The following is a 14,490-nucleotide window of genomic DNA, read 5'->3' on the forward strand; positions in this document are numbered from 1 at the left end:
CCAAAAACACGCTTTGATTCAGCGCCTTTTCTTTTAGAGGAATGGAAAGCCCCATGTTCAAGACGATGAAACTACGCACCAAACTCGCCATTGGCTTTGGCCTGCTCATTCTGCTGGCGGCCGCCACGGGGGGGTTTGCCATCCTCCAGATGGGTAAGGTCAATCAAGCCTCTACCGAAATCACCGTCAACTGGATGCCCAGCATCCGCTACGTCCAGTCGATGAACACCAAGACCTCGGATTTCCGCATCGCCGAGCTGCAGCACGTCCTCTCCGAGGATCCGGCCCAGATCGCCAGCCTCGAAAAACAGATGGACAGCATCAAGGCATCGCTGTTCAAGGCCCGTGACGCCTATGTCAAACTCATCTCGTCCGAGGAGGAGCGAGCACTCTATGAGGCGTTCGCAAAACAGTTCGACGCCTACATGGATGCCGACTCGCGCATGATTCCTCTATCACGCGCAATGCGCACCGACGAGGCGATGGCCATCATGAACGGCGAATCCCAATCGCTGTTCGACGCCTATTCGGCCAACCTGGAAAAGCTGGTTGACCTGAACATCGCCGGCGGCAATGCCGCCAGCGAGAACGGCGACGTCATGTACGCTCAGGCTAGAAACTGGATCATAGGCGCCATCCTGATCGCAGCCCTGCTCGGCATCATCACCGGCGTCGTCATCGTGCGCAGCCTGATGCGGCAACTCGGCGCCGATCCGTCGGAGGCCGCAGCAGTCGCCCAGCGCTTCGCGGTGGGCGATCTGTCACAGGAGCTGAAGACGCGGGAGAATGACGACTCCAGTCTGTTGGCGGCACTAAAGACGGTGCAGGGCAGCCTGCGCGCCATGATCGCCGACGCCAGGCTGCTGAACCAAGCCGTGACCGAGGGGCGCTTGAGCGCGCGTGCGGACGCCGAGGTGCATCAAGGCGACTTCCGCGCCATGGTTCAAGGCATCAACGAGACCATGGAATCGTTCGTGGTTCCGATCACGGAAATTCAGCGCGTGCTGGGGGCGATGGCGGAGGGCGATCTGAGCCAGACCATCAAAACGAGCTACCAGGGCGACTTCGAGCAGCTCAAAAACGCGCTCAACACCACTGTGAACAAACTGGGCGACACCATCGGTCAGGTCCGCTCCTCGGCCGACGCCCTCAACAACGCTGCGGGGCAGGTATCCGCAACCTCGCAGAGCCTCTCGCAAGGGGCGTCCGAGCAGGCCGCCAGCATGGAAGAAACTTCAGCGTCGGTCGAACAGATGTCGGCCTCGATCGCCCAGAACACCGAAAACGCCCAGATCACCAACGGCATCGCGACCCAGGCCGCGCGGGAGGCGGAGGAAGGCGGCACGGCGGTGCGCGATACCGTACAGGCGATGCGCGAGATCGCGGTCAAGATCAAGATCATCGACGACATCGCCTACAAAACCAATCTGCTGGCCTTCAACGCGGCCATCGAGGCGGCCCGCGCGGGCGAGCACGGCAAGGGATTCGCGGTGGTCGCAGCGGAGGTGCGCAACCTGGCCGAGCGTTCCCAGAGCGCGGCCCAGGAGATCGGGGATCTGGCCGGCAGCAGCGTGGACCGTGCCGAGCGCGCCGGAAAGCTATTGGATGAGATGGTTCCCTCCATCATCAAGACTGCCGACCTGGTCCAGGAAATCGCGGCGGCCAGCAATGAGCAGACGACTGGGGTGTCCCAAATCAACAGCGCGGTGAGTCAGGTCAATCAGGCCACCCAGAGCACGGCCTCCGGGAGCGAGGAACTCGCCGCAACGGCCGAAGAGATGACCGGTCAGGCCCAGCAACTGCAGGAGCTGATGGCCTTCTTCCGGGTCGCGGGCACGCACGCGATGGTGACGAATCCAGCTCCCACAAAGGCTTCGGCCGCATCTGCCCCCGCGTTGCGCGTCGGAGCGGAAGAGCGCAAATCGGGCAATGATGAATTCATCCCTTTCTGAGAGGCGCTCATGACACGTGAAACCTCAACCGAGAGCGGACAGGAGAAGGCTCAGTACCTCATCTTCAATCTGCGCGGAGAACCATTCGCCATCCCCCTGCTGGGGGTCAAGGAGATCATCGAGTACGGTAGCGTGACCCCGATCCCTGGCATGCCGGAATTCATTCGCGGCGTCATCAACCTGCGAGGAAGGGTCGTGCCGGTGATCGATCTGGCCGCGCGCTTCGGCGAGCCCTCCACCGTCATCGGCGAGCGCACCTGCGTGGTCATCGTCGAACTGCATGAGGAGGCGGGCGTGCAGGACATGGGCATCGTGGTCGATGGTGTCAACGCCGTCAGCGACATCCCGGCGAGCGACCTGGAACCACCGCCGAGGTTCGGCGCCAAGATCCGGGTCGATTTCATCCAGGGCATGTGGAAGTCCCAAGACCGCTTCGTGATCGTGCTCGACCAGGCGCGCGTGCTATCGATTCAGGAAATCAACAAGCTCGCCGCAATGATCGAGGACACGCCGCCGAGCTGAAGGAAAGAACGGGGCCAACCCCGCACGGGCAGCCGAGGGGCGAAACCGAGCGCGGATCGCGTCTTCGGCTGAACCGGATCGAAGCGTAACGGGCGCCTCGAAGCGCTCGGATCAGGACGGATCCTCGCCCTTCTTCTTGCGCTCGCCTGAAAGGCCGAATCCGGCGGCCCGCAGGAGATCGTCCTGGAGCTCGGCCCAGATCTCAACGTTCTTCTGGGTCAGACGCGTCACGGTGTCGAACGGGGTGTCGGTCCAGGCCTGGGTCACCTCTTGCTGCTGCTTGGCGAAGAGATTGAGCGAGGTTTCGAGATAGCGAGCGAAGATCCCCTGTAGCGTGCCGCCGTAAAAACGGATGATCTGCGCCAGCATGGGGGCACTGAACAGAGGCGCGCCGCCGGCCTCCTCCTCCAACATGATCTGCAGCAAAATCGAGCGGGTGATGTCGTTGTCGTTAGCGGTATCGACCACCTTGAAGCTGACACGACCCATGACGAGCTCGCGCACGTCGGACAGTGTGATGTAACGGCTGACCTCGGTGTCATAGAGACGGCGGTTCGGATACTTCTTGATGATGCGCTCGCTGTTCATGGGCACCTGATCTGCGTGGGCGAGTGAATGATGCAAGTGTACTCCACTCGCGAAGGCGCCTCGTCGGCGGTCGCCGACGAGGCGNNNNCCCCCCACCACTGCGGTCAGAGACGCTCGACGGCGAGGGCGACGCCCTGACCACCACCGATACACAGGGTCGCGAGACCCTTCTTGGCATCGCGGCGCTGCATCTCGTGGAGCAGGGTCACGAGCACGCGAGCGCCGGAGGCACCGATCGGGTGGCCGAGCGAGATGGCGCCGCCATTGACGTTCACCTTACTCAGATCCCAACCCATCTCCTTGTTGACCGACATGGCCTGAGCGGCGAAGGCTTCGTTGGCCTCGATCAGGTCCAGATCGGCCGGCGTCCAGCCTGCCTTCTCCAGGCACTTGGTGGAAGCCGGGATGGGACCGGTGCCCATGACGGCCGGATCCACACCTGCGCTGGCGAACGCAACGATGCGCGCCATCGGCTTGAGACCCAGTTCCTTCGCCTTGGACTCCTTCATCACCACCACCATGGCGGCGCCGTCGTTGATGCCGGAGGCGTTGCCGGCAGTCACGGTACCCTCCTTATCGAAGGCCGGACGCAGCTTGCCCAACCCCTCGGCCGTGGTCCCGGCGCGCGGGAATTCGTCGGTGTCGAACACCAACGGATCGCCTTTGCGCTGCGGAATGGAGACGGGAACGATCTCGTCCTTGAAGCGACCGGCCTTGATCGCCGCCTCGGCCTTCTGCTGTGACTCGGCGGCGAAGGTGTCCTGAGCCTCGCGAGTGAAGCAGAACTGCTTGGCGATGTTCTCAGCCGTAACACCCATGTGATACTGATTGAAGGCATCCCAGAGGCCGTCGACGATCATGGTGTCCACCAGCTTCCAGTCACCCATGCGCTGACCGTCGCGCGAGCGAGGCAGGACGTGGCTGGACTGGCTCATGCACTCCTGGCCGCCGGCGATGACGATGTCGGCATCCCCACAGGCGACCGCCTGCATGGCCAGGTGAACGGCCTTGAGACCGCTGCCGCAGACCTTGTTGATGGTCATGGCCGGAACGGAGTGCGGCAAACCGGCCTTGAGGGTCGTCTGCCGAGCGGGATTCTGACCGACACCTGCAGTCAACACCTGGCCGAGGATGACCTCGTCGATCTGGTCGGGGGCGATTCCGGTACGCGCCAACAGCGCCTTGAGCACAGTGGTACCCAGCTCGGTCGCGGGAAGGGACGACAAGGAACCTCCGAAGGTCCCGATTGCGGTGCGTCCAGCATCGACGATGACGATGTTCTCGCTCATGTTAAGCATGTCCTCTCTGCATCATTGGGGAGTGGTCGAGTATAGATCGAAGTCTATTTGGACAGGATTCTACGCACCTTTGTTGCAGTGCACAAATCGGCATGCTAACTTCTGCACAATACCAACCCGAGGAGGGCAAACGCATGAGCAATGAAAGCTTTTTCAACAACGACTGGATGGATCTCCAGCGCAAATATTGGGACAGTTGGTCCGACATGAGCCGCAAAGCGATGGGGCTCGACGGCGAAGCCAAAATGACCGCACCCTGGGAGGGCGCGCTCGACCATTGGTGGAAGGCCTTCGCTCCCGCAGCCCCCGATATCTCCAAGTCGTTCATGGAGAAAATGATGGAGCAAGGCAAGACGTTCTTCCGCATGGCGGAGACCTTCTCGACCCAATCCAACGACGGCTCCGCCACCAACGGTATGACCTTCTGGACCAAGGCCCTGGAAGACATGCAACAGCGTTTCTCGGGCAATCTGAACGACGGCGATCACACGCTGCAGCGCATGATGTCCTTCTGGGAGATGCCGCTCGACAACTGGCAGCGCATGATGTCCTCCATGTCGCCGATGCCTGGCGACATGCTGCGCAACATGCCGCACGAGAGCTTCAAGGGCAATCTGGACCGCGCGCTCTCCGCGCCGGGACTCGGCTACACCCGCGAAGAGCAGAGCCAATATCAAGAGCTGATGCGTAGCTCCATGGAGTATCAATCCGCGCTCCAGGAATACAGCGCCTTCTACTCCAAGCTCGGCATGAAATCGGTCGAGCGCATGGGCGACTACATCCAAGGTGTCGTCGATAGCGGCAAGACCATCGACTCGGCCCGCGCGCTCTATGACAACTGGGTGACCTGCTGCGAATCCGTCTACGCCGACGAGGTCGCAACCCCGGAGTACGCCCGGATCCACGGACGCCTGGTCAATGCTCAGATGGCCCTCAAGAAGCGCCTCGCGCTCATCGTCGATGAAAATTTGGGCGCCATGAACATGCCCACCCGCAGTGAGGTGCGCACCCTCCAGGATCGTCTCCAGGAGACCCGACGCGAAAACAAGCGGTTGTCCCAAGGACTGCGGGCGCTGGAGAAGCAGGTCGACGCACTCGCCGGCAAGACGCCCGCGAAGGTGACGGCCGCGAAGCCGGCCACGGCGCTCAAGAGCACGGCCCCGGCCACCAAGACGACCACGCGCCGCAAGACGACCGCCAAGACGACGCCCAGCGAATAAGCTGAGTGGCGATATCCGGCACAGCAACAGAGACGAACACCGCGAGGACTACAGACATGTTTCCCATCGACATTCGACCGGACAGGCTCGCCCAGGAGATGTTCGACTACAGCCGCAAGCTCGGGCAGGGCATGGAGAACCTGCTGAACGCAGAGGCCATCGACACCGGAGTCAGCCCCAAGCAAGCCGTCTATAGCGAGGACAAGCTGGTCCTCTATCGCTACGAGACCCCCGAAGGCGTCGAAACGCAGGGCACACCCCTGCTGATCATCTATGCGTTGGTCAACCGCCCCTACATGACCGACATCCAGGAGAACCGCTCCACCATCAAGGGGCTGCTCGCCACCGGTCAGGACGTCTATCTGATCGACTGGGGTTATCCGGATCAGGCCGACAGCGCCCTGACCCTGGACGACTACATCAACGGCTATATCGACCGCTGCGTCGACCATCTGCGCGAGACGCACGACGTCGACAAGGTCAACATCCTCGGCATCTGCCAGGGCGGCGCCTTCAGCCTCATGTACACCTCCATGCACCCGGAGAAGGTGAACAACCTGGTGACCATGGTCACGCCGGTGGACTTCAAGACGCCGGACAACCTGCTGTCCGCCTGGGTGCAGAACATCGACGTCGATCTGGCCGTCGACACCATGGGCAACATCCCGGGCGAACTGCTGAACTGGACCTTCCTGTCGCTCAAGCCCTTCAGCCTGACCGGCCAGAAATACGTCAACATGGTCGATCTGCTGGACGACGCGGACAAGGTGAAGAACTTCCTGCGCATGGAAAAGTGGATCTTCGACAGCCCGGATCAGGCCGGCGAAACCTTCCGCCAGTTCACCAAGGATTTCTACCAGAAGAACGGCTTCATCGAAGGCGGCGTCATGCTGGGCGGACAGGAGGTGAACCTCAAGAACATCACCTGCCCAGTGCTCAACATCTACGCCCTGCAGGACCACCTGGTTCCGCCGGATGCCTCCAAACCGCTCAAGTATCTGATCGGCTCCGAGGACTACACCGAACTCGCCTTCCCCGGCGGGCACATCGGCATCTACGTCAGCGGCAAGGCCCAGAAGGAAGTCACCCCCGCGATCGGCAAATGGCTGAACGAACGGGGTTGATGTAGCTACCAGCTACCAGCTACCAGCTACCAGCTACCAGCTACCAGCTACCAGCAAGAGTGTATCGCTGGCGGCTGGCGGCTGGCGGCTGGCGGCTAATCCTGCACATAGAAATGACGCCATCCCATCCCGCTCGCGCGGGTCAGGACGTCGAGCAACGCATGGGTGGGAGTGGCCTCTCCCGGGAACACCTCCTCGATCTGGACGAAGAACCGTCCGAATCCACCTTGCTGCTTCCAATCCCATAACCAAGGCGGACGCGTTTCCCTGCAACTCGGACAGGTCACGCCCGCATGCGAGTGGGACATCCAATGCCTCACATGGTCGCGCCAATCGCCCAATCGATGCCGACACGCATTGCAGCGCGGCGCACGCGTATTGCGTCCGTACAGCAGGCGCGGATGTTCGAAGGCGGACGAGATGCGCACGTGGCAGAAGGGCCTCCGAGCGTCTGGCACATCGCAGATCCGAACCGCGCAGCCGGTAAAGGCCACCAGGCTCAGGAATCCCGGCCCGGTCCGAAAGGCCGCGCTCCCCTCACTGCCCAAGCGTTCACCAATGAAGCCCTCCTCGACCAGCGCCTCGATCAACAGTGGAGGATGAGGACAGACATGCGGGTCGGACGGCGTCAGAATCAGCCGCCCGGTGTGCGCGGCCAAGGCGGCGTCCGTTCCTTTGAAAATCATTGACATATCGATGAAATCAACCCTCAGTCCTCGGCGGTCGCTCGCCTAAAATCGAAATCCAGATCCGAACCCGGCAACTGAATGAAGCCCCCCTGGATGAAGTCCGGGCGACAGGTCCAGACACGCTCCAGACTCTCCTTATCGTCGATACCGGCCACGATGACGATCACCCCACGCTCTTGCAGACCCTGGACGATCCCCATCAGCTCGGATTGATCGACCCGCGCCAGCAGTTGCATTGAGAGCTTGGCATACTTGACCCCGAGCCCTGACAGCAGCGCAAGATCCTCCCGCGAGCCCATGACGTTGGCGACACAGGTCTGGATGCCATAGGTTCCCAGTCGATCCATGAGCGATCTGGCCTCCAAGCGGCTCTGGCGCACATCGGCGAGTTGAAACTGAAGCACTGGATAAAGCTGGACCAGATTGCGCTGCACGATCTGCTCGCGGAACCAGGGAAACCAGTCTGGAGCGACGAGCGTCTCGACCGACTGATGAACCAGAAAGCGCATCCGAGGATGGCTGGCGCGATGCCGGTTCATCGCCTCCAGCGCCTGGGCCAGGACCCAGCGATCGATCCTCGCCATCAGACCACCGCGCTCGGCCGAGGCGAGAAACGCCATGGGCGTCACCAGCTCACCATCCAGGGTCTTGAGGCGCAGCTGGGCCTCGTAGAACTCCTCGCCCCGTTTGGCGACCGGAAGCAGGGGTTGATACAGCAGCAGGAGACCATCGTGATTGAGCGCGGCATTGACCAACCGCCGAATCACTCCGAAGCTGCCAGGCAGCTCGCCCAGCCCTTCGGTGGACGACCACAACCGAAACTGGTTCCCTCCCGCCTCGGCGGCCCATTTCAATGCCTGTTCGGCACGTGAGAGCAAGGTCCCCGCATCATCCAGCGGCGGCGTCGGCAACCCCACCCCGATACTGACGGTCACATCCGTCCGTTTCGAGCCACCGCGAAACCCCAGTCCCTCGGACAGACGCGCGCACAGCTCCAAGGCGAAGCGCTCGATCTCCAAGGACTGCTGACGCGAGACGAGCACGCCGTAACGGTGCTCATCCAGCCGAGCCGCGACCTCATCGGATCCCATGCAGCTGGCGATCATCGCCTCCATCTGCCGCAGCAGGCGCTCGAAGCCGCCGATGCCCAGCCGCTCCAAGGCCCGCGCATGCTGATCGAGTTCCAGAACCAGCAGCCCGACGCCCTCCCGAGCGACCTTTCCCGAGTCGACGAAGCCCTCCAGATAGCGCAAAAAGACATCGCGTGGCAAAAACCCCTTGGCGCTTTCGCGGCGGTTTTCCAGGGTACGCCGATCACGGAACCAGCGAGAGTTGCGCACGCATTGCTCGATCGCAGCAATCAGCTGGTGACGACGCACCGGTTTGGGAATGAAGCCATCGCCACCGGCCCGAAGCGCATCCAACCGTCCCGACAGATCGCGCTCGGTGGAGAGAAAGAGGATGGGCACACCAAAGAACGCGTCATGATCGCGAATGATGGCAGCCAGCTCAGCCCCGGAGACAGCGGGCATGTCCTGACTCAGGAGAACCAGGTTGGGGCGGAATGCCTGGAGCCGATCCAGCGTCTTCATCGGATCCTCGGCCACCAGCACGTCCATGCCCGCACCGGCGATCGTGATGGCGATCTTCTTCGAGTGATCCGGCTGAGGTTCGACAACCAGGATCCGGTATCGGCGGCTATCGAAGACACCACTCAGACGCAAGATGCGGTCGGCCAGTCGACGCGAGGAAGACGGCATCGGCATATAACTGTCGACCCCGGCGCGCAAGGCCGCCAGACGGCGCTCCAAGGTGTCGTCGCCACGGTCGCGGCCGGCGAGACAGAGCACGACCGGGCAAGCCCACTCTTCCGAAGGCAACCCCGAGGTCACGCCGGGAAGCCTCTCGATCCCACCAATGAAAGGAAGGTCGATGACGAGAACGCCCGGCGAGATCCGGGCGCACAGAGCAGCTAGGCCATTTGGATCATCGACGCCCATCAGTCTCAGTCCCTTGGGCTCAAGCATGGGCTTCAGCTCCTCTAGGAGCTGGAAATCGACGCCCAGAAAGAGGATGGGCGTCTCCGGTCGTGCTTGCTCTGGCGGTTTCATATCCTTGGTAACCTGTGTCAGTGTCATGCCACACCCAAACTCATCATGATGTGCACGTTGCCGTTTCGCAAATCACACGCCTCGATTTGCGGTTGAAATCGCCGCTTCCTTTCGCTAGTTTCAAAACTCGTCATACTGCTGGGGGTGTCCGTGTCGACCCGCCATCAGCGGATGGTCGGTGGAGGGAAGTTCCACGCTCACCCGACCCTTTCGCGAGAAGGCGCGCCGATACAGGGCTGAGAGAAGACCCTTCGAACCTGATCCGGGTCATGCTGGCGCAGGAAAGCAGACGGGCGCGCATCCCAGATGACCGGGATCGCGGTGCATGTCGTTGCCGGACCGCACGACATCGTTCCCGCCATCATCGCGCGTTCCGCCCGATCGACTCTCCACCCGCCCGCTCGCCGCGCCTGGCCTCCGCCCCGACATCCGGCAGTTAACGAGCCACCGATGGGCCCCTGGCGCCATGACGCGCCCGATTCGTTATTGAGGAAACCAGATGAGCGCCATTCCGCAAGACTTCGTCCGCAAGACCACCCAGCTCTCAGAGGAGGTCACGCGGCCCTTCCCTAACTCGCGCAAAATCCATGTCACCGGATCCAGACCCGATCTGCGCGTGCCCATGCGCGAGGTTTCCCTGACCCCGACCCACACCAACGAGGGCGAGGAAGAGAACCCACCGGTGTTCGTCTACGATACCTCGGGGCCGTACACGGATCCAAACGCCCGAATCGACCTACTCGCCGGCCTGCCGGATGTCCGTAACGCCTGGATCGAAGAGCGCGGCGACACCGAGCTTCTGACCGGCCCCTCCTCCGCTTTCGGGCACGAGCGCCAGAACGATCCCGAATTGGCCCATCTGCGTTTCGAGCATCTGCGCACGCCGCGCCGCGCCAAATCCGGCCGCAACGTGACCCAGATGCACTATGCCCGCCAGGGCATCATCACGCCCGAGATGGAATACGTCGCCATCCGCGAGAACATGCGCCTGGACGAGCTACGCGCCGATCCGCGCTACGCCAAGGTGCTGCGCCAGCATCCGGGTCAGTCGTTCGGCGCCGCGCTCCCCGAAACCATCACCCCCGAATTCGTGCGCGAGGAGATCGCGCGCGGACGCGCCATCATCCCGGCCAACATCAACCACCCCGAGGTCGAGCCCATGATCATCGGGCGCAACTTCCGGGTGAAGATCAACACCAACATCGGCAACTCGGCCCTGACCTCCTCGATCGAGGAGGAAGTGGAAAAGATGGTCTGGTCGGCGCGTTGGGGCGGCGACACCCTGATGGATCTGTCGACCGGCAAGAACATCCACGAGACGCGCGAGTGGATCCTGCGCAACGCCCCCATGCCGATCGGCACCGTGCCCATCTACCAGGCACTGGAGAAGGTGGACGGCAAGCCGGAGGCGCTGACCTGGGAAATCGTCCGCGACACACTCATCGAGCAGGCCGAACAGGGCGTCGACTATTTCACCATCCATGCCGGGGTGTTGCTGCGCTACGTGCCACTGACCGCAGACCGGCTCACCGGCATCGTTTCGCGCGGCGGCTCCATCCTCGCCAAGTGGTGTCTCGCGCATCACCAGGAAAACTTCCTATACACCCATTTCGCCGAGATCTGCGAGATCATGAAGGCCTACGACGTCGCCTTCAGTCTGGGCGACGGACTGCGTCCCGGCTCGCTGGCCGACGCCAACGACCGCGCTCAGTTCGCCGAACTCGAAACCCTGGGCGAACTGACCAAGGTCGCCTGGGAGCATGACGTTCAGGTCATGATCGAGGGTCCGGGCCACGTCCCGCTGCAGATGGTCCAGGAGAACATGACCAAGGAGCTGAAAGACTGCTTCGAGGCGCCCTTCTACACCCTCGGACCACTGGTCACCGACATCGCGCCGGCCTACGACCACATCACCTCCGGGATCGGCGCCGCCAACATCGGCTGGTACGGAACCGCCATGCTCTGCTACGTCACCCCCAAGGAACATCTGGGACTGCCCGACAAGCAGGACGTGCGCGACGGCATCGTCACCTACAAGATCGCCGCCCACGCCGCCGATCTGGCCAAGGGCCTGCCAGGCGCCCAGATCCAGGACAACGCCCTCTCCAAGGCCCGCTTCGAGTTCCGCTGGGAGGACCAGTTCAACCTCTCGCTCGACCCCGACCGCGCCCGCGAGTACCACGATCAGACCATGCCGCACGTCTCGCACAAGGTCGCCCATTTCTGCTCCATGTGCGGGCCGCACTTCTGTTCCATGAAGATCACCCAGGACGTGCGCGACTATGCGCAGAGCCACCAGATCGAGGACGTCGAGGCGGCGGTGGAAGAGGGGCTGAAGGAGAAGGCGCGAGAGTTCCGGCAGGATGGCGCAGCCATCTACCGGGCCGTCTAGCCACCGAGGATTGGATGCCCCTGGGATCGCCGGCTTGCGTCGGCGCTTTCCAGGCAGCCTCTTAGCGTGGACGACCTCGCATTCCTCAAGCCAGCGGGAAGACGCCGTTGGAACCGAAGGATCGGATCGGCGGTTTTGGCGATCCGATCATGTCGGAGCATAATCGCGGGCTAGAAGTCGCTCACGGCAACGAAACGCTGGAGCCGATCGTAAAAGGATCATGCCGCAGGCCCGGCCGACATCCGGCCTGCGACATCAGGATGCGCCAAGGACGAGAACGGATTTAGCTGCGCAGTGGTCGCGCCGCCGTGACAAGCCACTGGAGGGATCCTTATGAAACCTCATCCGCATGATCCGTGTTTACAATGCCCACGCACACATCGATCGGCACCGATCGGACCAACGCGCTCACCAACAGAATCGCAGCCCTGATTCCGTGTCCTCCGGGCGCCGCGCAGCTTTACGCCGAACGCGCCGATGCCCTGGCATCTCAGGTTTCGAACCGGCTGGCAAACCACCCGCAGATCGCCGCTTTTCTCAACGGCAATCCCTTCCGCCTGCTCGAAGTCAACCACCGCAACCACGCCGCACTCGTTGCGGGAATCCTGCGCACGAACGATTTCGCACTCCTGACCCGAGTCCTGTCCTGGTCCTATCACGCCTACCATGGGCAAGGCGTTCCCTACGAGTATTTCCTCGCCCGGAACCTGGCCTGGAAGGAGGCGATTCAGGCGCAACTGCCCGAGCTGGAGAGGCATTGCCTGCTCAATCTGTACGACTGGATACTCGATGCGCACCAAGACATCATCGATGCCGCCGAGTCCTATCGCATCGAAAGACCGGAGATCCCGCAGGAATTGCATGAGGCCTACGCCGCGATCCTCGAATCCTTGCTCGCAGGCGACCACCTGAGCGCACTGGAGCACGGCCATCGTCTGCTGGACAACGACCTGCCTTTTCCCAAATTGCTCCAATACATCGTCTATCCCGCGATGTTCGAGGTCGGCGAGCGCTGGGAGAACGGCGACGTCTCCGTTGCCATGGAGCATCAGGCGACATCCACAGCCTATCTGATGCTCTCGACCCTCTATTACACCCTACCCTTCCCGGCAGCCCACCGAGGCGAGGCGATCGTCGCCCCCGTCACCAATGAGTTCCATGAACTGGGCGCCTGGATGGTCTCGGCCTGTCTCGAATTGGATGGCTGGAACGTGACCCTGCTGCCAGGCGACACCACGCTGGAGGGCATCACCGAGGCGGCTCGGCGCATCTCACCACGTTTCGTCGCCCTGTCGATCAGCCTGCCCAGCAACGTACCGAGCGCACGCAAGATCATCGAAACCCTGCGCGCATCGCTCCCGGCGGAATCCGATACCCGCATCCTGATCGGGGGTCGCGCCTTGCTCACGGCGCCGTCCCTGGCCGAATGGCTCGGTGCCGATCTCTCCCTCCCGGACTGCGAGTCGGCCGTCGACTGGGCTCGCACCCTGCCCTCCACCGCATGAACCTCGACCCCGCTCACGAGAAGGATCTCTTGTGGGCGCTGAACCGCCATGTCATGAGTTCCGGGCGCCTGCTCGTCATCGAGCTGGACGCAAAAGGCCGGATCCGGGATTCCAATGTCGCCTTTCGCTCACGCTTCGCCGGTTTCACCCGGCCCGACGGCGAATCACTCGCAAGCTTCTTCACCAGCACGAGCGGCGAACCGCCGGATATCGAGGCCGGTCTGGCTCAACGCTCGGCGATCACGCATGTCCTGATCGACCGCAGGTCGGGCGAAATTTTTCTGTTCCATGCCTATCAGGTCGGGGACGGGGCACTGCTCATCGGCGAGCTCGCCAACGCCGAGGACAGCGACATCATCGAGCGGATGGGGCACCTCGCGATCGAGATGTCGAGACTGGTGCGGGATCTGCGCAAGACCAATCAGGAGCTGCTCACGGCCAACGCGCGCGCCGAGAAGCTGGCGCACACCGATCCGCTGACCGGAATCGCCAATCGGCGCTATTTCATGGAACGGCTACGCCAGAGTATCGATCACGCACAGACGCGCAACCGCCAACTGTCGCTGCTGATGATGGATCTCGATTATTTCAAGACCATCAACGACCGGTTCGGACATGCCGGCGGCGACGCGGTCCTGATCGCGGTCGCCGCGCTGCTGGTCTCTCAGGTGCGCAGCGCGGATCTGTCCGGGCGTTTCGGCGGCGAGGAATTCATCCTCTACATGCAGGACGCCCCGCTCCCCGCCGCAACCGACGCCGCCGAACGCCTGCGCAAAAAGATCGGCACACTGAGGCCCTGCGGGGACGAATGCACGATATCGACCAGTATCGGCGTGACCGAACTCGCGCCCAACGACACGGCGGAGTCCCTGATTCAGCGCGCCGACCAACTGCTCTACCGAGCCAAATCCGAAGGACGCAATCGCGTGATCGCCGGCCCGAAAGGCTGAACGAACATCATGGCCCCGACGCACCGGGGCATCATGCCAACGAGCCGCAAACCGCCCCGGCTCGACTTGCACGGACGCCGAGACGCTGGCAGATTGCGATCGCCCCGTAGCGAACACATGCGCTCGACAGGAACGACCA

Annotated in this window: 11 protein-coding genes; 7 read left to right on the forward strand and 4 right to left on the reverse strand. The window is 62.5% G+C overall.

Going from position 1 to position 14,490, the window contains the following annotated elements; all coding sequences use genetic code 11:
* Nucleotides 1–53: 53 nt before the first annotated feature.
* Together ACFSJC_RS10800 and ACFSJC_RS10805 are read left to right on the forward strand one after the other, a co-directional pair.
* Complete coding sequence (locus ACFSJC_RS10800; RefSeq protein WP_386026512.1) at nt 54–1,952, forward strand: methyl-accepting chemotaxis protein; 1,899 nt, start codon at nt 54–56, stop codon at nt 1,950–1,952.
* A gap of 9 nt (nt 1,953–1,961) precedes the next feature.
* Nucleotides 1,962–2,474 carry a chemotaxis protein CheW gene (locus tag ACFSJC_RS10805; RefSeq protein ID WP_386026514.1) on the forward strand — a complete coding sequence of 171 codons (513 nt, stop codon included), beginning with the start codon at nt 1,962–1,964 and terminating at the stop codon, nt 2,472–2,474.
* A gap of 111 nt (nt 2,475–2,585) precedes the next feature.
* Here ACFSJC_RS10805 and phaR read toward each other — a convergent pair whose 3' ends face one another.
* Together phaR and ACFSJC_RS10815 are read right to left on the reverse strand one after the other, a co-directional pair.
* Nucleotides 2,586–3,062: a polyhydroxyalkanoate synthesis repressor PhaR gene (phaR, locus tag ACFSJC_RS10810; protein ID WP_386026631.1), complete on the reverse strand. Its 477-nt coding sequence runs from the start codon at nt 3,060–3,062 to the stop codon at nt 2,586–2,588.
* Nucleotides 3,063–3,166: 104 nt separating this feature from the next.
* Entirely contained in the window at nt 3,167–4,351 is a 1,185-nt protein-coding gene (locus ACFSJC_RS10815) for an acetyl-CoA C-acetyltransferase (protein WP_386026516.1), read from the reverse strand.
* A gap of 143 nt (nt 4,352–4,494) precedes the next feature.
* Between ACFSJC_RS10815 and phaE the strand changes: the two genes are divergently transcribed.
* Entirely contained in the window at nt 4,495–5,580 is a 1,086-nt protein-coding gene (phaE, locus tag ACFSJC_RS10820; protein ID WP_386026518.1) for a class III poly(R)-hydroxyalkanoic acid synthase subunit PhaE, read from the forward strand.
* A gap of 56 nt (nt 5,581–5,636) precedes the next feature.
* A complete protein-coding gene (locus ACFSJC_RS10825) occupies nt 5,637–6,704 on the forward strand; it encodes a class III poly(R)-hydroxyalkanoic acid synthase subunit PhaC (protein ID WP_386026520.1) in 1,068 nt (355 codons plus the stop codon).
* A 95-nt stretch (nt 6,705–6,799) separates the two neighbouring features.
* Here ACFSJC_RS10825 and ACFSJC_RS10830 read toward each other — a convergent pair whose 3' ends face one another.
* A complete protein-coding gene (locus ACFSJC_RS10830; RefSeq protein ID WP_386026522.1) occupies nt 6,800–7,390 on the reverse strand; it encodes a hypothetical protein in 591 nt (196 codons plus the stop codon).
* Nucleotides 7,391–7,413: 23 nt separating this feature from the next.
* Entirely contained in the window at nt 7,414–9,531 is a 2,118-nt protein-coding gene (locus tag ACFSJC_RS10835; protein ID WP_386026524.1) for an EAL domain-containing protein, read from the reverse strand.
* Nucleotides 9,532–10,003: 472 nt separating this feature from the next.
* On the opposite strand from ACFSJC_RS10835, the gene thiC reads away from it, so the two are divergent.
* The 3 genes from thiC to ACFSJC_RS10850 all read left to right on the forward strand — a co-directional run bounded on the left by thiC (nt 10,004) and on the right by ACFSJC_RS10850 (nt 14,351).
* A complete protein-coding gene (thiC, locus tag ACFSJC_RS10840; protein ID WP_386026526.1) occupies nt 10,004–11,896 on the forward strand; it encodes a phosphomethylpyrimidine synthase ThiC in 1,893 nt (630 codons plus the stop codon).
* A 365-nt stretch (nt 11,897–12,261) separates the two neighbouring features.
* On the forward strand, nt 12,262–13,401 hold the full coding sequence (locus tag ACFSJC_RS10845) for a cobalamin B12-binding domain-containing protein (RefSeq protein WP_386026528.1): 1,140 nt from the start codon (nt 12,262–12,264) through the stop codon (nt 13,399–13,401).
* A complete protein-coding gene (locus ACFSJC_RS10850) occupies nt 13,398–14,351 on the forward strand; it encodes a GGDEF domain-containing protein (RefSeq protein ID WP_386026530.1) in 954 nt (317 codons plus the stop codon). The genes ACFSJC_RS10845 and ACFSJC_RS10850 overlap by 4 nt, the downstream gene beginning before the upstream one ends.
* Nucleotides 14,352–14,490: the final 139 nt, after the last annotated feature.

The sequence above is a fragment of the Thiorhodococcus fuscus genome, assembly GCF_042682685.1.
Taxonomy (GTDB): Bacteria; Pseudomonadota; Gammaproteobacteria; order Chromatiales; family Chromatiaceae; genus Imhoffiella; species Imhoffiella fuscus.